The 17,888-nt window shown below is 66.2% G+C and carries 17 protein-coding genes and 1 tRNA gene; 2 read left to right on the top strand and 16 right to left on the bottom strand.

Features of this window, described 5'->3' with window-relative positions:
- Nucleotides 1–2: 2 nt before the first annotated feature.
- Nucleotides 3–1,136, top strand: a complete 1,134-nt coding sequence (locus tag ABH900_RS10555; protein ID WP_429622794.1) for an MFS transporter — start codon at nt 3–5, stop codon at nt 1,134–1,136.
- 72 nt (nt 1,137–1,208) lie between these two features.
- On the opposite strand, the gene ABH900_RS10550 is transcribed toward ABH900_RS10555, so the two are convergent.
- The 5 genes from ABH900_RS10550 to ABH900_RS10530 form a co-directional block, all read right to left on the bottom strand.
- Nucleotides 1,209–2,489 (bottom strand): RICIN domain-containing protein, encoded by a 1,281-nt coding sequence (locus tag ABH900_RS10550; protein ID WP_429622793.1) that lies wholly within the window; start codon nt 2,487–2,489, stop codon nt 1,209–1,211.
- 165 nt (nt 2,490–2,654) lie between these two features.
- A complete protein-coding gene (locus ABH900_RS10545; RefSeq protein WP_429622792.1) occupies nt 2,655–4,160 on the bottom strand; it encodes a PepSY domain-containing protein in 1,506 nt (501 codons plus the stop codon).
- 11 nt (nt 4,161–4,171) lie between these two features.
- Nucleotides 4,172–6,310, bottom strand: a complete 2,139-nt coding sequence (locus ABH900_RS10540) for a TonB-dependent receptor (protein WP_429622791.1) — start codon at nt 6,308–6,310, stop codon at nt 4,172–4,174.
- Between the two features lie 129 nt (nt 6,311–6,439).
- Nucleotides 6,440–6,826: a DUF2946 family protein gene (locus ABH900_RS10535; RefSeq protein WP_429622893.1), complete on the bottom strand. Its 387-nt coding sequence runs from the start codon at nt 6,824–6,826 to the stop codon at nt 6,440–6,442.
- A 207-nt stretch (nt 6,827–7,033) separates the two neighbouring features.
- Nucleotides 7,034–7,414, bottom strand: a complete 381-nt coding sequence (locus ABH900_RS10530) for a tautomerase family protein (RefSeq protein WP_429622790.1) — start codon at nt 7,412–7,414, stop codon at nt 7,034–7,036.
- 565 nt (nt 7,415–7,979) lie between these two features.
- Between ABH900_RS10530 and ABH900_RS10525 the strand changes: the two genes are divergently transcribed.
- Nucleotides 7,980–8,408: a hypothetical protein gene (locus ABH900_RS10525; RefSeq protein WP_429622789.1), complete on the top strand. Its 429-nt coding sequence runs from the start codon at nt 7,980–7,982 to the stop codon at nt 8,406–8,408.
- A 54-nt stretch (nt 8,409–8,462) separates the two neighbouring features.
- On the opposite strand, the gene ABH900_RS10520 is transcribed toward ABH900_RS10525, so the two are convergent.
- The 11 genes from ABH900_RS10520 to ABH900_RS10470 form a co-directional block, all read right to left on the bottom strand.
- Nucleotides 8,463–8,537 (bottom strand) — tRNA-Val (locus ABH900_RS10520).
- 171 nt (nt 8,538–8,708) lie between these two features.
- Nucleotides 8,709–9,062, bottom strand: coding sequence for a PilZ domain-containing protein (locus ABH900_RS10515; RefSeq protein ID WP_429622788.1), 354 nt, complete (start codon nt 9,060–9,062; stop codon nt 8,709–8,711).
- Nucleotides 9,059–10,015, bottom strand: a complete 957-nt coding sequence (locus tag ABH900_RS10510) for a DNA polymerase III subunit delta' (protein ID WP_429622787.1) — start codon at nt 10,013–10,015, stop codon at nt 9,059–9,061. Before ABH900_RS10510 ends, ABH900_RS10515 begins: the two co-directional genes overlap by 4 nt.
- A complete protein-coding gene (tmk, locus tag ABH900_RS10505; RefSeq protein WP_429622786.1) occupies nt 10,012–10,677 on the bottom strand; it encodes a dTMP kinase in 666 nt (221 codons plus the stop codon). The genes ABH900_RS10510 and tmk overlap by 4 nt, the downstream gene beginning before the upstream one ends.
- The gene (mltG, locus tag ABH900_RS10500) at nt 10,674–11,735 is read right to left on the bottom strand and encodes an endolytic transglycosylase MltG (protein ID WP_429622785.1); all 1,062 of its coding nucleotides are present in this window, start codon (nt 11,733–11,735) and stop codon (nt 10,674–10,676) included. The genes tmk and mltG overlap by 4 nt, the downstream gene beginning before the upstream one ends.
- A gap of 158 nt (nt 11,736–11,893) precedes the next feature.
- Nucleotides 11,894–13,258, bottom strand: coding sequence for an aminodeoxychorismate synthase component I (locus tag ABH900_RS10495; RefSeq protein ID WP_429622784.1), 1,365 nt, complete (start codon nt 13,256–13,258; stop codon nt 11,894–11,896).
- Between the two features lie 88 nt (nt 13,259–13,346).
- On the bottom strand, nt 13,347–14,609 hold the full coding sequence (fabF, locus tag ABH900_RS10490; RefSeq protein ID WP_429622783.1) for a beta-ketoacyl-ACP synthase II: 1,263 nt from the start codon (nt 14,607–14,609) through the stop codon (nt 13,347–13,349).
- 145 nt (nt 14,610–14,754) lie between these two features.
- Entirely contained in the window at nt 14,755–14,994 is a 240-nt protein-coding gene (gene acpP / locus ABH900_RS10485) for an acyl carrier protein (RefSeq protein WP_429622782.1), read from the bottom strand.
- A gap of 152 nt (nt 14,995–15,146) precedes the next feature.
- Nucleotides 15,147–15,890, bottom strand: a complete 744-nt coding sequence (fabG, locus tag ABH900_RS10480; RefSeq protein ID WP_429622781.1) for a 3-oxoacyl-ACP reductase FabG — start codon at nt 15,888–15,890, stop codon at nt 15,147–15,149.
- Nucleotides 15,891–15,971: 81 nt separating this feature from the next.
- On the bottom strand, nt 15,972–16,916 hold the full coding sequence (fabD, locus tag ABH900_RS10475; RefSeq protein ID WP_429622780.1) for an ACP S-malonyltransferase: 945 nt from the start codon (nt 16,914–16,916) through the stop codon (nt 15,972–15,974).
- Between the two features lie 168 nt (nt 16,917–17,084).
- Entirely contained in the window at nt 17,085–17,867 is a 783-nt protein-coding gene (locus ABH900_RS10470) for a serine/threonine protein phosphatase (protein WP_429622779.1), read from the bottom strand.
- Nucleotides 17,868–17,888 lie beyond the last annotated feature (21 nt).

Raw genomic sequence — 17,888 nt, 5'->3', positions numbered from 1 at the left:
TCATGTCCCTTGCCAACCGCGCGCGTGCCGAACAGCACGCGACCCGCGCCGCATTCTTCATCCCCGGATTCGCCACCGCGCTGTGGGCCACCCTGGTGCCATTCGCCAAAGCGCGCACCGAGATCAACGACGCCACGCTGGGGATGGTGCTGCTCTGCCTCGGTGCCGGTTCGCTGCTGGCGATGCCGTTGTCCGGCGTGCTGGCCGCGCGCCTCGGCTGCCGCCGGGTGATGGTAGCCAGCAGCCTGCTGATCTGCCTGACCGTGCCCGGCCTGGCGCTGGCCGGTTCGGCCTGGACACTGGGGCTGGTCCTGTTCGTATTCGGTGCCGCCGTCGGTGCGATGGACTGCACCATGAACGTGCAGGCCGTGGTGGTCGAGCGTGACGCACAACGGGTGATGATGTCCGGCTTCCATGCCTTCTTCAGCATCGGCGGTTTTCTTGGCGCGGCGACGATGACCGTGTTGCTGTCCGCACAACTGCCCCCGTTGGCGGCGGTGCTGATCGGCGTGGGTGCCATGCTGCTGGTGATGCTGTTGTCGGCCTCGTACTGGCACAGCGAACGCATGCCGCACGACACACCGATGCTGGCCCTGCCGCACGGCATCGTGCTGTTCATCGGCGTGCTGGCGTTCGTCGCTTTCCTCGGCGAAGGCGCGATGCTCGACTGGAGCGCAGTGTTTCTCAGCGATGTGCGTCGCGTCGATGCCAGCCTCGCCGGGATCGGCTATGTGACCTTCACCCTGACCATGACGGTCGCGCGCCTGTTCGGCGATGCACTGGTGGCACGCGTGGGCCGCCAGCGCGCGATCGTATTCGGGGCCCTGCTGGCCGCCAGCGGCGTGCTTGTGCTGACCCTGGTCACCCCCTGGCAAGCGTCACTGGCGGGCTATGTACTGGTCGGCCTGGGCTGCGCCAACATCGCACCGGCGCTGTTCTCGCTGGCCGGCCACCAGACCCGCATGCCCGGTGCGCTGGCGATCACCGCGGTGTCCACGCTGGGCTTTGCGGGCATCCTTGCGGGCCCGGCGCTGATTGGTTTTGCTGCCAATCACTTCGGCCTGATCGCCGCGTTCATCGGTGTGGCGGTGGCGCTGTTGCTGGTGGCGGTGTCGACGCGCTGGCTGCGGGTGTAAAGCCCGGCGCTGTAAAGAACCGCGCACCCGAAGGCGCGCGGTTCAACAACGTTGCGTCAGCTGCTGCAGACCTCAGTACGAGGAGAACTCCCAACGCTGGTTGTCGCCACCGTGGCACATCCACATATGCACCTTGGAGCCGTTGGTGTTGCCCAGGCCCGGGTCATCCAGGCACATGTTGGTCTGCGGATTGCGGATCTCGCCAACCAGTCGCCAGGACTGGTGCGCCCCGCCATTGCACGACCACATGCGGATCGCATTGCCGTCATGGCTCGCGCCATCTGCTGCCTCCAGGCACTTCCCGCCCAGACCACGGATCGATCCATCCGGACCCAGCTCGAAACGCTGCTGCGGCACGCCCGAGCAATCCCACAGCTGCACACGGGTACCGTCTGCCGTGTTGGCACCTTCCACGTCCAGGCACTTGCCGCCGACACCGACAATTGTGCCGTTGGCCGGGTTGAACTCCCACTTCTGGTTGCTGGTCAGTGCGTTGCTGTAGAGCTGGATCTTGGTGCCGTTGGCACTGGACGCACCGATGGCATCGAGCACCTTGTCGCCCACGCCGACGATGGAGGTATTGGTGAACTTCCACGACTGGTTCCAGTCACCGTGCGCGTCGTACAACTGCAGACGGCTGCCATTGCTGGTGCCATAGCCGACGATGTCGAGCACGCGGTTGCTGGGTACGCCGGTGATGGTCGAAGTATTGGGCTTCACCGTCCACAGCTGCTGTGGGGTGCCCGGCGTGCAATCCCATACCTGGATGGCGGTGCCCGGGCCGGTGTTGGACCCTTCGGCGTCCAGGCACTTGTTGCCCGCGCCGCGAATCTCGCCGAACGTCGGGATGTTGCGCAGGTTGATCGGCGCTGACACCGAGCCTTGCGTGAACTGTCCGTCACCACTGAATGTCGCGGTGATCGACGCAGTCGTGAAGCCTGCCGGAACCGTGTAATTGACCGAGACCTTGGCCGGGCTGCCATACGCATAACGGTGCGTACAGAACTGGACGTCGCCCGTGGCCCCATAGCACGCCTGATCAAGCTGGGATACCAGGCCCACCATCGGCGTGTTGGCGGTGCTGACCTGCACCTTGCCCACTGCCTGGCCATTCACTTTGAACTCGACGAACCCGCCGATCTGCTCATTGCCCGGGATGTGATAGAGCCCCAGCGCCTGCCCGCTGACCTGTGCGGAAAGCTGGATCACCTGTCCCGGAGCCGGCAGCGCGTTGGACACCGAAGCCGTCGTCGTAGTCGGGAAGTTATAGAGGCGCGGCAACGATTTGGCCTGCACGCCGGAGGACGCAACAGCAATTCCAATTGCGAGAACACCCATCGAAACGTAATTCATCCTTGCTCCATTTACGCTGTGTGGAAATCCTATCCAGGGACTACCATTGAAACGCTGCAAGTACGGTGTCCCTGCACTCCCTGGCCATCGACATCGACTGTGGGCCGCGGCCTTCATGACCAGGAACTCCGGATAGTCTCACAGCCTGCGCGCGAACGGCAGGTGCTACGACCGCCGACGCCGGTACTTCATCCGCAATCGCCGATAGCCGATCACCGTGGCCGTGGAACACAGCGCGGTGCCAGCAATGCTCAGCAGCAGCAGCACGCCCAATCGCGCGGTGTCCTGGCGCAGCATCGCCGGTAGATCCCAGCTGTGCAGGAAGTAGAACAGCCAGCGTCCGACCCGTTCCCGATGGCCCATCGTCAGCAACGGGTCGCCGGTGGCCAGATCGACATAGACGCGCGTCATCTCGGCATCGCCGAAGTCCACGGTCACCACCGGGAAGCGACGCACCGCCGCGCCGTTCATGGCCTCCGGCGCGCGCGCATAGAAGTAGGCATCCGGCGCATGCAGGAGGCCAAAGCCCCTTACCGGTGCATCGGACATCGCACGCACCTTGCGCTGCAGCCATGCGTCGGGCAATACGCGCGCGACCTGCAGCCGCCCTTCGGCATGGGACACGATGCGGGTGTCGCCCTCCCCATCCAGCAGTACCGCGAACAGTTCACCGCCGATGCGCCGCCACTGGATCTCCACCGGCTTGAAGCGCGTCTGATCGATCGCGGCCAGCAGCGCAACCGGCTCAGCGAGTGCGCCCTCCACCGCCACGATGCCACCACGATAACGCGCGGTATCGATCGCCTCGCGCGTGCTGCTGAACACGCCCAGCGGGTTCATCGACATCAGCCCGCTGAAGATCCAGCTGAACACGAAAGCGGCAGCCATCAGCCCGATCAGATGGTGCAAGCGCATCCACGGCTCGGCATAGGGCGTCTTCGCACCCGACCGATAATGCCCGCGGAAACGCCAGCGCCACACACCGACCACGATGCCGCTGACCGCCGCCAGCGTGCACAGCGCCGACAGCACGATCACCGTCCACGTCCAGGCCGGGTCCACTGACTGCATGCGCAGGAAGTACAGCCAGTGCAGCCACGCACCGACGTAGTTCCAGTGCTGCTGCACGTGCGGTGCGTCCAGCACCACTTCGCCGGTGCGCGAAGACACGTACACGTCTCCCGGCCGCGCACCGCCCACCTCTACGCGATACAGCGGCCGGTGCGCATCCAATGCACGCGAATGCGTCCAGCGGTCCTCGTCCACACGCATCGCGCCGACGAAGGCCTGGCCACCGGCGAACTGTGCAGCGGATGCCTCGGCGCGCTGTGCCGATACCGGCAACAGGGCCTGCCCGGTCCGTGCCGACCAGGCGCCCACGTTGCTGCCGCTGCGCACCACATAGGCAGGCTCGCCACGCAGCGTGGTCAGCGCCACGCTTTCCGGCTCAGCCTGCACAGCCGCCGGCAACGCCGACAATCCAAGCAGCCCGTGCGCATCGCCCAGCACCGGCAACGCCGCCAGTCGCTCGCCCGGCGTCAGCTTCGGGTAGCCGACGAACAGCATCACCATGCCGCTGACGAACCACAGCAGCATCAGCAGGCATCCGCCGATGCCCAGCCAACGATGCACCAGGTAGGTCCAGCGCTTTGCGGTGGATCGCAGCGACATGGCCGGTGTCCTCAGAAGCGGTGGTCGACAGTGAGCTCGACGCGGCGGTCCGCGCCCAGCAGCCACTGTGTGCTGGTGTAGTACGCCGTCGCGTAGTACGCCTTGTCGAACACGTTGAACAGGCGCGCGCTCACCCGCGTGCGCGGTGCCGCCTGCCAGCTCAGTGCCAGGTCGGTGGTGCTGTAGCCGGGCAGCTCCAGCGTGTTGGCGTTGTCGGCGTAGCGCTTGCCGACGTAACGCGCGCCGCCGGCCACGGTCCAGTCGGGCAGGAACTGCCAGCTCAGCCACACATTGGCCAGGCGCTCGGCCACGTTCGGCGGCACATTGCCATCGCGCGAGACCAGCACTGCCGGCGAACCGGTGGTTTCCAGGAAGTCCTCGAACTCGGCCTTCAATACCGTGGCATTCGCATCCAGCGACCACTGCGGCGCGAAGGTCCAGTTCAACGATGCTTCAATGCCACGCGAGGTCTGCGCGCCCACCTGCACCCGGCGATCCGGCACCAGCGGATCGCGGCTGAGCAGGCCGGTCTTGCGGATGCGATACGCCGCCAGCGTCCACTCGCCGCCGTCGAAGGCCTGCTTCAGGCCCACCTCGATCTGTCGCCCCTTGGCCAGATCGAAGGCACCGTTGGCCGGGCTGATCATCAACAGGCCACTGACCGGGTCCGCCGCCTGCGAATACTGCGCGTACAGGCTCAGCGTCGGCCGCAGCGCGAACACCGTACCCGCGCGCCAGCCGGTGCTGCTGTAGGTCTTTGAAAACGCCGCCGCTCCGCTGATCAGATCGGTGCGATCAATGCGCGCGCGATCGTGGCGCAGCCCTCCCAGCACCGACCAGCGCTCGCTCAGTGTCAGGTGGTCTTCCACGAACAGCGCGTACTGCTCGGCACTGTTCCGGTAGCGCGGCAGGTTCGGCGCATCGCTGACGAACTGGCCCGGTACCGGATCAATTGGATCGACCGGGCCCGAGCTGCCGGCATAGGTGTTGTTGGTGTGCTTGAAATGCGCGCGGTTGGCATCCAGGCCCACCGCGAAACTGTTTGCCAGGCCGCCCACATTGCCTTGCACGCGCAGCGTCGAGGTCAGCCCGGTCTGGTCCTGGTTGTGGGTGATCTGGGTGTTGCCCGAGCGGTCGATCAGGCCGGTACGCGGGTTGTAGACATAGGCCTCGGCGTTGCGCCAATCGCGCTGGCTGTCGATCTGGTAGATGCGCGTGCGCCATTCGACGCTGGCATTAGGCGTCCACAGCGCATCCAACTGCGTCCAGCGGTCGCGGAAGCGGATATCAGCGTCGGACACGTTGTAGTTGCGGTGGCGCAGGGCCTCCAGCTGGCGGCCCTCGACCAGCGGGGTACCGAAATAGCGCATCGGGTTCTGCCGGCCCTGGGCATGGGTGAAGGTCAGCTGCAGATCCGGGCGCGGCTGCCACAACACTGCACCAGAGAAGGTCGCGTCACTGTTGCGGCCGCGGTCGACCCAGCCGCCGCTGTAGTTGCCACTCACATCCAGCCGATAGGCCAGCTCGGGCGTCAACGCGCCGCCGCTGCCGAAACCAAGACGCGCGGTGTCCTCGCTGCCCACGGTCACACTGATCTCGTTCTCGATGGCATCGCGCGAAGGCTTCTTCGGCACGATGTTGATCACCCCGCCGATCGCACCGTCGCCATGGATCACCGAGGCCGGCCCGCGCAGCACTTCAATGCGCTCGATCGACCAGGTATCGAACGGGAAAGTGATGCCCACGCCACCGTACTGGCGCAGCCCGTCGTACAGGCGCATCACCGAAGCACCGTCGGTGAAGCCGCGGCTGGACAGCGCACTCAGCCCATTGCCCGGATGCGGCATGGCACTGATCGCGCCCGCCCGGCTGATCGCATCGTTGAGGTTCGTGTCGCCGCGCTGCTCCAGCTGTTCGCGCGAAATCACCGTCAGGCTGGCCGGTGTCTGCAGCACGCTCAGGCCCAGCGCGGAGCCGGTGCTGGCGGTGGATGACAGCTCGCCGCTGCGGGTATCGATCACGCGCACGGTATCCAGCGTGGTCGGCGGTGCCGCGTCGGCAGCAAGGGCGGGCGCGGCGTGCAGGAAGGACGCACACAGAACGGGCAGCGCCGCCCGGCGCAGGCGCGCGGAGTTGGGGTTCGTTTTCATTTATTCACGGCATGCAAGGGCCACCCCGCAACGCGCGGCAGCTCAAGGAGATCGGGGAACGCGCACGCAGTAGTGCCAGGCCATGCCTGGCAACTCGGGGAAATCAATCAAAAGGCGTGCGCGCAGGGCTCAGGCGGCCATCAAGGCCGGAGGCCCACGCGCTCCCAATGTGCCGCTGACCCGCTGCGGCAACGCCTGCACTGCACCACGTAGCGCACGGCACGGTGGCGCCATCAGTGCCAACAGCAGCAACGCCGCCACCAGCAAGGTAAACAGCCGTGCGGCAATCAGGCAGTAGTCGCAGTCCACGCCCATTTCATGATCGGCGTGCGGATCGGCGGGCGGCTTCGTTGCGACCTCGCCGTGCTGCATCGCCATCGCATGGTGGTCGTGATGGCCTTCCATTGCGTGCTGGACATGCAGGGAATGATCCATCGCCGCCACCGGCGCAGCGGCAGCCACGTGACCGTGCGCCAACCAGCGGCTCACCAGCGGGGCGAGCAGCACCAGCAGCATGGCGAGCCATGCCAGGGCCTGGAACCGGCGGTGGAAGACAGATTGACGCACCCGGCCATTCTACGGGCCCGCTGCCAACCTTGGACCCCGTTCAGGGTTTGGCCCCTGCGACACGGTGACGCAGGCCTGTGCTGCCGGCCAGCTCGATGGGCATGCCCTGCCCCAGCGCTCTGTAGATCCACGCCATGCGTGGACACGCCTCGCCCATCAACTCACGTACTGCGCCACACCATTACCGAATGACCAGTTTTCCTTCTTCACTTCCACCAGATTGATGAACACATCTTCGAGGCGGATGCCCACTGCCGCATGCAGGCCCTCGGCAATGCCCAGGTACAACGCCTTCTTCTGCTCCAGCGTGCGTCCTTCGTTCCAGGTGATCTGGATGCAGATGAAATCGTCGGTACGGTCCACGCCCAGGTAGCCGGGATCGTAGATCAGCGTGCCGGGCGCGTGTTCCTGGAATATCTGGAAGCGATCGTTTTCCGGCACGCCTACCGCGCGCATGGCCTGGTAGATGGTTTCGCCGACGCGTTGCAGGTAGTCGGCGGATTTACCTTTGCGAAGATCGATGCGGGCGAGCGGCATGGTGGCACTCCAGAGTGGGGGCACGGCAACAGGCTGAGACTACGCCTGCCCGGGGCGGTGGGATAGCGCAGCGATGGAACCTTCTGCCTCCATCCGTGACACATTCCCGCGCGCGTTGCGCGGGGTGACGCGATTGCCGTGGCTGCATCCCTCCGGAGTCGTCATATGCACGGTCGGCATGGGTGGCGATGTGCGCCATCAGTGATGGGCCGCACTACTCGCGCGTGTCGAACGGCACACATCGGACAACGTCTGGCCTGCCTAGGGACAGTTGAGAACTTTCCTTACAGACCGATGTGATTGCCCGGCTTGAAGATCGCCGCGCCGAGGCAAAAACGCCTTGGCCGGGATTGGCGTCTCGAATAAACGAACAGGCTTCAAGGACTGCGAGAGCAATCGCAGTTGAGAGAATGCATCGACAGCCCTCAATGGCGGGCGGTGTGTGGGGATCGCAAGATCCGCCAGGCGTTCTTCTCCCTTGAAGCTTGTTTGCCTCGGTACGCCAACCCGCACCGCCCGCCACCTTCGCTCCGGAAGGTGGCCCTACGCCAGTGAGGGTTTCGCCATGACCAACCGAACCGCCATCCATCCCCGCCTACACGCCCTGATCGGCGACGTCGCTGCCGACGTGCCCGAAGACCTCGCGCGCGAAATCGAATGCACTCTGGCAGAGCGACAGCTGCCGCCATCACGGCCGGTGTTCCTTTCCTGCCTCGATGCGATCCGCACCGGTGACGACCAGGCGGGACGCGCGTGCACCCCGCAGACACTCAGCGCCGCAGGCTTCGGCTCACTCGACCGCTCGCTGGCCGCATTGAATGCCGTACTGGATCTCCTGCATGCCGCCGAACGTGCACGCGTGGAAGGCGATCCGCAAGATCAGCTCGGTGACTTCCATCGGGACGGATTGATCATCGCAGCGCGCCAGATCGCGCGCGCTGCGCATGACGGGCTGGGCGACGCCATGGCGCCCGCTGGAGGAAGACTGCGCTGATGCGCAGGCAACAAAAAAGCCCCCATTGCTGGAGGCTTCTTTCGTTCTGCAACATGGTGGGCGGTACAGGGATCGAACCTGTGACCCTTGCCGTGTGAAGGCAATGCTCTACCGCTGAGCTAACCGCCCGGTGTTGCTGAGCCGCTCATTATAGGGGCTTTTCAGAGAGCGTCAACACTTTTTCACATTCGTGTTCACGGGTGTTTCGGGGTGCGCAGCCGAGCATGGCTCGGCTCTGCAGAACAGCGGGTTCACGCGTGTTTCCGTGGTTCCGCCGGGCATAGCCCGGCGCTACCGGAATCACATCGTATGGGTCGGCTTGTCCGAACTGGTCAGGCCGGCCAGGATCGTCTCGATCTTGTTGCGCACGCCCTCGCCTTCGGCACCATCGGCTAACTGCACGCCGATACCGGCGGTGCGGTTGCCCTGTGCGCCGGCCGGGGTCACCCAGATCACCTTGCCGGCCACCGGCAGGCGCTCGCTGGAATCGGGCAGGGTCAGCAGCAGGAACACCTCGTCGCCCAGGAAGTAGCGCTTGGGCGTGGGCACGAAGATGCCGCCGTTCTTCACGAACGGCATGTACGCGCTGTACAGCGCGGCTTTGTCCTTCACAGCCAGGGACAGGATGCCCTGGCGGGCGTTGCTGGCACTCATCGATTTCCCCTTGCGGCAGGCCGCTCGTTCACCTTGTTCCAGGCCAGCAGCAACTCGACCACCGCAAGGTCTGCACGCACCGTGGTGCGCAGCAGGTCGCGGGTGCGGTTGGCCGCGTCGAACCAGGCTGCAAGCTTGTGCAATCGCTCCGGCGCGGTCAAGGCATCGGTGCTGGCCTGGGCCAGCGCCAGGTCAGCGGCGAAGCGCAGGCGCAGCGCGGCGTTGTCATCGCCACACCACTTCTGTGCCAGTTCCACCGCACCGGTCTTGCCGGCGGCCAGCTGTTCCAGCTCGCGGCCCACTTCGCGGCGCAGGCTCAGGCCATCTTCGCGCAGCCAGTTGTCGGCCTGGCCTGGATGGCCGCGCGCCGCCTCCAGCGCCTCACGCGCCGACGCCTCGCTGTGTCCCTGCTGCTGCAGCCAGGCCAGTGCTTCCTCACGCGGCGGCAGCTTGAATTCCAGGCGCTGGCAGCGGCTGCGCACGGTCTGCGGCAGTCGCGCCGGATCGCTGCTGATCAACCACAGGTAGCGGCCCGGCTGCGGTTCTTCCAGGGTCTTCAGCAACGCATTGGCCGCCGAGCGGTTGATCGCGTCGGCCGGGTCCACGATCACCACCTGCGCCACGCCGTACTGCGGGGTCAGCGCCAGCTTGTTGGTGATCTCGCGCACCTGCTCGATCACGATCTCGGTGCGCAGTTTGTCGCCACTCTTGTTCGGAATGAAGCTGATCAGCTGCAGGTCTGGATGGGTGCCGGCGGCGATCAGCTGGCGCGTGCGCGTGGCATGCGCGGCATCGCCACGCGCCAGCACGTGGTCGGCCAGTGCCAGCGCCACCTCACGCTTGCCCAGCCCGGCCGGGCCGCAGATCAGCAGGCCATGGCCCAGCCGATCCGCATCCAACGCGGCCACGGTCTGCTCGAACGCACGCTGCTGCCATGGCGAAAACGTGCTCATGCGCCCTCCCCGTCCTGCAGCCAGCGTTCGACGTGCGCAACCACGTCGGCGGCCACGCGCGCCTGCGCCTGGCCGGCGTCGATCAACGCGAAGCGCCGTGGGTCCTGCTGCGCACGATCGCGGAACACGGCACGCACGCGCTGGAAGAAATCGTCCTGTTCGCTCTCGATGCGGTCCGGCCACAGGTCACGACCGTTGGCGCGCGCGCGGCCCACGGCCACGTCCACGTCCAGCAACAGGGTCAGGCCCGGCAGCAGGCCGACGGCGCGACGTTCCAGATCGGCGATCCACTGCGGATCAAGCCCGCGGCCACCGCCCTGGTAGGCATAGCTGGAATCAGTGAAGCGATCACTCAGCACATAGGCACCACGCTGCAGTGCCGGTTGGATCACCTGGCGCACATGCTGCGCGCGCGCGGCGAACACCAGCAGCAGTTCGGCTTCGGCGCTCAGTGGTTCGGCAGCGATCTCGGCGTCGGGCTTCAGCACCAGGCCGCGGATACGCTCGGCCAGCGGTGTACCGCCTGGCTCGCGGGTCAGCACCACCTCGTGGCCGTGGCTGCGCAGGCAATCGCGGATGGCGTTGATGGCAGTGGTCTTGCCCGCGCCCTCGCCGCCTTCCAGGCTGACGAAACGGGGATGGCGAAGCAGCGCGGGACTCATTGCGCCGGGTTCTCCTTGGTACGTTGCTGGCGCAGCTGCTGCAGGTAGCGGGCCACTGCGGCGTTGTGCTGGTCCAGGCTCGGCGAGAATACGTGCGCACCGCTACCATCGCCCACGGCGACGAAGTACAGCGCATCACCGGACAGCGGCTGTGCGGCGGCCATCAGTGCATCGCGGCTGGGCATGGCGATCGGGGTCGGGGTCAGGCCGGCACGGGTATAGGTGTTGTAGGGCGTATCGGTGGTCAGGTCGCGGCGGCGGATGTTGCCGTCGTAGGCCGCACCGATGCCGTAGATCACGGTCGGATCGGTCTGCAGGCGCATGCCGATCTTCAGGCGGCGCATGAACACCCCGGCAATCTGCGGGCGCTCGCTGGCCAGCGCGGTTTCCTTTTCGATGATCGAGGCCATCGTCAACAGTTCGTAGGGCGTGTTGATCGGCAGGTCCGGCGCGCGGCTTTCCCACGCTTCGTCCAGTGCCTTCTCCATCGCGCCATGAGCGCGCTTGAGCACATCGAGGTCACTGTCGCCGCGCTGGTAGACGTAGGTTTCCGGCAGGAAGCGGCCTTCCGGGTGCTGGCCGCCGAATCCGAGGCGCTGCATCAGTGCGGCGTCATCGAGGCTGTCGGTGGTGTGCAGCAACGGTTCGGCGCGCTTGAGCGCGGCACGCAGCTGGCGGATGTTCCAGCCCTCAACAATCGTGACGCGATGCTGCAGCACCTTGCCGGCGCGCATGCGCAGCAGCAGTTCGCGCGGGGTCAGCGCGTTGCTGAGTGCGTACTCGCCCACCTTCAACTTGCCGGCGGCATCGAGCTGCCGTGCCAGCAGCTGCCACTGCGCGTCCTGGCCTTCGTCCACGCCGGCGTCGCGCAGCTTGCGCAGCACGCTGTTCATGCCATCGCCACTGGCGATGACCATGCTCTCGGCAGTCGGAGTGATCGGGGCATCGGCGAACCGGGTCTGCTGGTAGAAGAACCACGCGCCCGCACCGGCCACGATGGCGCCCAGCACCACCACCAGCGTTACCACGAACAGACACCCGCGCTTGGCTCCCGCCATGGACTACCTCTGAACTCGATTCCGTCGTGCAGGATACCGTGCCGGTGGATTGGGGTCATGACCGGGGGCATGTGCCCGTGCCGACCAACGGTCGGCACCCACCACAATCCATGTCCGGCGCATCCGTGCGCCGGGCCATGCCCGGCGCGGGCCGTCGATCAGCCCTGCTGGCCCAGCGCGCGCAGCAGGCCGCGGGCCTTGGCGCGGGTCTCGTCCAGTTCCTTGTCCGGGTCCGAATCGACCACGATGCCGGCGCCGGTGCGGAAGCTGACCTCATGGTCGTCCACTTCGGCGGTACGGATCAGGATGTTCAGGTCCAGGTCGCCATCGCGGTTCAGCCAGCCGAACGCACCGGTATAGGCGCCGCGCGGCACCTGCTCCAGTTCGCTGATGATCTGCATGCAGCGCACCTTGGGGCAGCCGGTGATGGTGCCGCCAGGGAACGTCGCGGCGATCACTTCGCCGGGGGTGACCTCCGGGCGCAGATGGCCACTGACGTTGCTGACGATGTGGTGCACATGGGCGTAGCTCTCCACGGTCATCAGCTCATCGACCACCACGGTGCCTGGCAGGCAGATGCGGCCCAGGTCGTTGCGCTCCAGGTCGATCAGCATCACGTGCTCGGCACGCTCCTTCGGGTGGCCGACCAGCTCCTGGATGCGCGCGGCGTCATCATCACCCTCGAAGCGCGGCCGCGTGCCGGCAATCGGACGCGTCTGCGCATGGCCGGCATGCACCGACACCAGCCGCTCCGGCGAGGAACTGACCACGTGGCGGCCGTGCGCGCTGAACAGCCCGGCGAACGGTGCCGGGTTGGCACGGCGCAGCTGCGCATACAGCGCCTGCGGGCTGACCGGCGCGGCGAACTGCGCGCTCCAGCGCCGCGACAGGTTCACCTGGAACACGTCGCCGGCACGCAGGTACTCGATCACCCGGCGCACGCCGTCGGTGAAGCGCTGCGGCGCGTCTTCGCCTACCGACTGCGGCGGCTGCCAGCCCTGCCCGGCTTCGGGCAACACGGATGAAGCCTGTGCCACCAGTGCATCCAGCAGCGCCTGCTCGTCCGCTTCGGCGATGACGAAGCTGGCGTCCTGCTCATGGTCATGCAGCACCGCCGCCGGGCAGCGCAGCGCCAGCGCGGTCGGGCGACCATCGTCGCGCGCACGCGCCGGCAGCACCGGTTCAATCTGGCTGGCCACTTCGTAATCGAGCATCAACGCCCAGCCGCCACGGAACGGCAGGCTGTGGCTGCCGTCGTGCGGCAGACGTTCGGCCTGCCACGCGCGGTCCAGCACCTGCAGGAAGCTGCCGGCGTGCACGGCGTCGTGCTGGTCGCGCACCTGGCCATCGGCATCCAGCCGCAGGCAATCGCCCTGTGCGGCCAGCAGCAGGCTCCAGCGGCCCTGGGCGGTACCCGAAGCGGTGGATTCCATCAGCAGCGGGAAGCGCGCCGGGTCGTGCTGCTGCAGGGCCAGCAGGTCGATCGGGTGCGGCAGCGGGTGGATCAGCGGTGCGTGGGTCATGGCAGCCAGTTCGGGGGTTCAGATGCACGGAAGCCGCCTTGCGGCGGCCCCGTGGTGCACGGCATTGATCCGGATACCCGGATGCCGGTCAGACGCGCTTGAAGATCAGCGTGCCGTTGGTGCCGCCAAAGCCGAAGCCATTGGACATCACCACATCGACCTTGGCCTGGCGTGCTTCGTTGGGCACGTAGTCCAGGTCGCAGCCTTCGCCCGGCTGTTCCAGGTTGATGGTCGGCGGAATGATGTTGTCCTGCAGCGCCATCACCGAGAAGATCGCTTCCACGCCGCCGGCCGCGCCGAGCAGGTGGCCGGTCATCGACTTGGTGGAGCTGACCATCATCTTGTAGGCGTGGTCGCCGAAGGCGGTCTTCATCGCCATGGTTTCGCCCAGGTCGCCCAGCGGCGTGGAGGTGCCGTGTGCGTTGAGGTAGCCCACCTGTTCCGGGGTGACGCCGGCGTCCTTCATGGCCATGACCATGCAGCGCGCGGCGCCTTCGCCGTTCTCGCTCGGTGCGGTCATGTGGTACGCGTCGGAGCTGGCGCCGAAGCCGGCCAGTTCGCAGTAGATCTTCGCGCCACGCGCCTTGGCGTGCTCGTACTCTTCCAGGATCAGGATGCCGGCGCCGTCACCCAGCACGAAGCCATCGCGGTCCTTGTCCCACGGGCGCGAGGCCTGTTCCGGGGCGTCGTTGCGGGTGCTCATGGCCTTCATCGCACAGAAGCCGCCCAGCGCGGTCGGCGACGAGCCACGCTCCGCGCCACCCACCACCATCACGTCGGCATCGCCGTACTGGATCATGCGCATCGCGGTGCCGATCGAATGGTTCGACGTCGCGCACGCCGATACCGCCGAGAACGACGGGCCCTTCAGGCCGCTGATGATGCTCAGCTGGCCCGGCAGCATGTTGATGATGGTCTTGGGCACGTAGAAGGGCGAGATCTTCTTGCCCTCGTGGAACTCGATGGTCTGCTCTTCGATGCCGAGCAGGCCGCCGATGCCGGCGCCGACGATGGCGCCGATGCGCTCGGCATTGGCGTCGGTGATCTCAAGGCCCGAGTCGTGCAGGGCCATGAAGGAGGCGCCGAGGCCGTAATGGATGAACGGGTCCATCTTCTTGGCATCCTTGCCGCTGACCCGATACTTGCCGAACAGTGCGTTGTCGGCGGTGATGTCAAATCCTTTGACCTCACCTGCAATCTTGGTGGTGAACCGATCCAGATAGGCATCAGAAACGTTGGTCAGCGGACCGATGCCCGAACGACCGTGGGTGATGCCTTCCCAGCTGCTGGCCAGATCATTGCCCAACGGCGAGACGATACCCAGGCCGGTTACGACGACGCGACGCTTCATTGCTGATTCTCCTGACCCGAACGTTCTTTACGGGTAACTCGGTTTGCTTCGGTGTGATGCTCAAACACACAGGGCCGCAAACAGCGGCCCCATGGGGGTGCGGTGCGCGGCGAGCGGTGGCCCGCACGCGCACAGCCTTCCTGCATCAGGCCTTGACGTGGGCCGTGATGTAGGTGATCGCAGCCTGCACGGTGCTGATCTTCTCGGCTTCTTCGTCCGGGATCTCGCACTCGAATTCTTCTTCCAGCGCCATCACCAGCTCGACGGTGTCCAGCGAGTCAGCGCCCAGGTCATCGACGAACGATGCGCTGTTGGTGACTTCTTCTTCCTTGACGCCAAGCTGTTCGACGACGATTTTCTTGACGCGTTCTTCGATGGTGCTCATGGGATCTCGCTCCAGATGGAGTTGTGGTTCAAAAGTGGTCGCCATCAATGGCGATGGCCGTGGGATAGTGTAGTGGAAACCGGCGCGACCTTGCATTGCAGCAAAAATCCACGCAGATCAACCACTTGCGGCGCAATCCCTGCGCCCCTTGCTTACGGCATGTACATGCCACCGTTCACATGGAGGGTTTCGCCGGTGATGTAACCGGCAGCCGGGCTGGCCAGGAAGGCCACCGCATGGGCGATGTCCTCCGGCGAACCCAAGCGTTCGAGGGCGATGTCGTTGATCAGCGCGGTACGCGCTTCCTCCGGCAACGCCTTGGTCATGTCGGTGTCGATGAAGCCAGGTGCGACAACATTGACGGTGACACCGCGCGAACCGATTTCCTTGGCCAGCGACTTGCTGAAGCCGATGATGCCGGCCTTGGCCGCGGCGTAGTTGGCCTGGCCGGCGTTGCCGGTCACGCCCACCACCGAGGCGATGTTGATGATGCGGCCCTTGCGCGCCTTCATCATGCCGCGCAGGACCGCCTTGCTGGTGCGGAACACGCTGGTCAGGTTGGTGTCGATGATCGACGCCCAGTCCTCGTCCTTCATGCGCATCAGCAGGTTGTCACGGGTGATGCCGGCATTGTTGACCAGGATCGAGATCGCACCGAACTCCTTGGCGATGCCGTCCAGCACGCTGTCCAGTGCGGCGGCGTCGGTGACGTTCAGCGCACGGCCGTGACCTCCGAGGGCGGCCAGGCGCTCACCGATCGCGGCAGCGCCGGATTCAGTGGTGGCGGTGCCGATGACGGTGGCGCCCTGGGCGGCCAGCAGATCGGCGATGGCGGCACCAATGCCACGGCTGGCGCCGGTGACCAGTGCGATTTCACCCTGCAGGGGCTTGCTCATGATGTTTTCCTCAGGCTGGGGCGGCCGCCGCACCCGTGCCGCTTGCAGCGGCCACCGGCACGGTCGGCAGGAACGGGGGAATCAGGCCGACCATGCCTCGCGGGCGGTTTCGAAGTCGCCCGGGGTGGCCAGGGAACGGCCGTCGATGGCCTTGTCGATGCGCTTGGTCAGACCGGTCAGTACCTTGCCCGGGCCGCACTCGGCGATCCGGGTGACACCACGGGCGGCCAGCGCCTGCACGCAACCGGTCCACTGCACCGGCTGGTACAGCTGCTGCACCAGCGCGGTGCGGATCGCGTCGAGACCGGCATGCACCTGCGCATCGACGTTCTGCACCACCGGCAGCTGCGGGGCGTGCCAGGACAGGCCGGCCATCACTTCGGCCAGGCGATTGGCGGCTTCACGCATCAGCGGAGTATGCGAGGGCACGCTGACAACCAGCTTGACCGCCTTGCGCACGCCCTTTTCGGCCAGCAGCGCCAGCGCACGGTCAACAGCGTCAGCGTCGCCGCCGATCACGATCTGGCCCGGCGAGTTGAAGTTGGCCGGAACGACCACCTGGCTGCCGGCGGCTTCGGCGCAGACGTCCAGCACCAGCTGGTCTTCGGCGCCGAGCACGGCGGCCATCGCGCCGACACCGGCCGGAGCGGCTTCCTGCATCAGCTGACCGCGCAGGCGCACCAGGTGCGCACCGTCGTACAGGCTGAGGGCGCCAGCGGCGACCAGGGCGGTGTACTCACCCAGGCTGTGACCAGCCAGAACCGACGGACGCGGGCCGCCCACGGCGGTCCAGGCGCGCCACACGCCGATGCTTGCGGCCAGCAGCGCCGGCTGGGTGTATTCAGTGCGGTTGAGCATTTCCTCCGGGCCACCCTGGGACAGCGCCCACAGGTCGACGCCGGCACCATCGGATGCTTCGGTGAAGGCCTCACGTACCTGCGGGTGCAGTTCGGCCAGCTCGGCCACCATGCCCACAGACTGCGAGCCCTGGCCGGGGAAGACAAAAGCGAGGGTGGATACGGTCACGCGGTCATCCGCTTGTTGCAATCGAAGCGGGCCATGATAAGGGGGAACATGCCGTGTCGTCTGTACGTGCGCGTATGCACGCGTATGGTGAATGGCTGTCGCAAGGCACTGGAGATCCAGGGTCAGATCCCTTTTCCATGGGAAAAGGGATCTGACCCCAGCCGACGATCAGCAGAACAGTTCCAGCACGTCCAGATGGCCGTCGGCCAGGAAATCCACGCACAGGCCCACCAGCATCACCACACCGGTGGTGGTGGCGCCATGGGTGATGAAGATCGAGTGGGCCAGCGCACGCGCTGAACGGCCCAGCTTCATGCACACCCGGGCCAGGCTGCGCAGGCGGCCACTGACCGCGTGCACGTGCTCGCGCACCGGTGCCTGGATATCGCCCATCGCCTCGGCCATCATCGCCTGCAGGTGCTCAGGGCGGTCGGCGTAGTACTTGGCCACGCCATAGCCGAACATCAGCCAGTCACGCGCCTGTGCCTCGGCCAGGTCCATCACTTCCAGCGGATCTTCCTCGAAATCGATGAAGCCCACCTTCTCGCCGTCCCAGGTGAGGTTGCGCGGCAGCGGCTGGCCGAAATAGGCGCCACGGGCATGCGCTTCGGCAAGGGCGTGCATGGCCGCCATCACCAGCCGATCGCGACCAGCGTCGTCAGCTTCGCGCAGACAGGTATTGAACGAACTGCCGTTGTCGCCGATCACCAGCGCGGCATGGCCCGTACCCAGCACCTCGGGCACGTTCACGCCCTGTGCCTGCAGTTCTGCCAGGCGACGGGCTTCGGTTTCGCGCGCCGCCTCGCCGCCGCGATGCGGTGGCGGACGCAGGGCATCCAGATGGAAACGGCGGGCAACAAAATTGAGCAGGCCCAGGGCCATTGCTCGGCTTCCCTTGCCGTACTGCTTCAGCCAGGCACGTTGCCCTTCGATGACGATGGGCTCAACCATGACAGGTCCTCCTTAAACGCG

This window comes from Stenotrophomonas sp. AN71 (assembly GCF_050435725.1).
Taxonomy (GTDB): Bacteria; Pseudomonadota; Gammaproteobacteria; order Xanthomonadales; family Xanthomonadaceae; genus Stenotrophomonas.
This window is presented reverse-complemented; position numbering and strand designations above follow the sequence as displayed.

Excerpts from the sequence above, each read along its gene's own strand:
- ABH900_RS10555 (WP_429622794.1), top strand. The coding sequence starts at position 3 with ATGTCCCTTGCCAACCGCGCGCGTGCCGAACAGCACGCGACCCGCGCC.
- ABH900_RS10550 (WP_429622793.1), bottom strand. The coding sequence starts at position 2,489 with ATGAATTACGTTTCGATGGGTGTTCTCGCAATTGGAATTGCTGTTGCG.
- ABH900_RS10545 (WP_429622792.1), bottom strand. The coding sequence starts at position 4,160 with ATGTCGCTGCGATCCACCGCAAAGCGCTGGACCTACCTGGTGCATCGT.
- ABH900_RS10540 (WP_429622791.1), bottom strand. The coding sequence starts at position 6,310 with ATGAAAACGAACCCCAACTCCGCGCGCCTGCGCCGGGCGGCGCTGCCC.
- ABH900_RS10535 (WP_429622893.1), bottom strand. The coding sequence starts at position 6,826 with ATGCTGCTGGTGCTGCTCGCCCCGCTGGTGAGCCGCTGGTTGGCGCAC.
- ABH900_RS10530 (WP_429622790.1), bottom strand. The coding sequence starts at position 7,414 with ATGCCGCTCGCCCGCATCGATCTTCGCAAAGGTAAATCCGCCGACTAC.
- ABH900_RS10525 (WP_429622789.1), top strand. The coding sequence starts at position 7,980 with ATGACCAACCGAACCGCCATCCATCCCCGCCTACACGCCCTGATCGGC.
- ABH900_RS10515 (WP_429622788.1), bottom strand. The coding sequence starts at position 9,062 with ATGAGTGCCAGCAACGCCCGCCAGGGCATCCTGTCCCTGGCTGTGAAG.
- ABH900_RS10510 (WP_429622787.1), bottom strand. The coding sequence starts at position 10,015 with ATGAGCACGTTTTCGCCATGGCAGCAGCGTGCGTTCGAGCAGACCGTG.
- tmk (WP_429622786.1), bottom strand. The coding sequence starts at position 10,677 with ATGAGTCCCGCGCTGCTTCGCCATCCCCGTTTCGTCAGCCTGGAAGGC.
- mltG (WP_429622785.1), bottom strand. The coding sequence starts at position 11,735 with ATGGCGGGAGCCAAGCGCGGGTGTCTGTTCGTGGTAACGCTGGTGGTG.
- ABH900_RS10495 (WP_429622784.1), bottom strand. The coding sequence starts at position 13,258 with ATGACCCACGCACCGCTGATCCACCCGCTGCCGCACCCGATCGACCTG.
- fabF (WP_429622783.1), bottom strand. The coding sequence starts at position 14,609 with ATGAAGCGTCGCGTCGTCGTAACCGGCCTGGGTATCGTCTCGCCGTTG.
- acpP (WP_429622782.1), bottom strand. The coding sequence starts at position 14,994 with ATGAGCACCATCGAAGAACGCGTCAAGAAAATCGTCGTCGAACAGCTT.
- fabG (WP_429622781.1), bottom strand. The coding sequence starts at position 15,890 with ATGAGCAAGCCCCTGCAGGGTGAAATCGCACTGGTCACCGGCGCCAGC.
- ABH900_RS10470 (WP_429622779.1), bottom strand. The coding sequence starts at position 17,867 with ATGGTTGAGCCCATCGTCATCGAAGGGCAACGTGCCTGGCTGAAGCAG.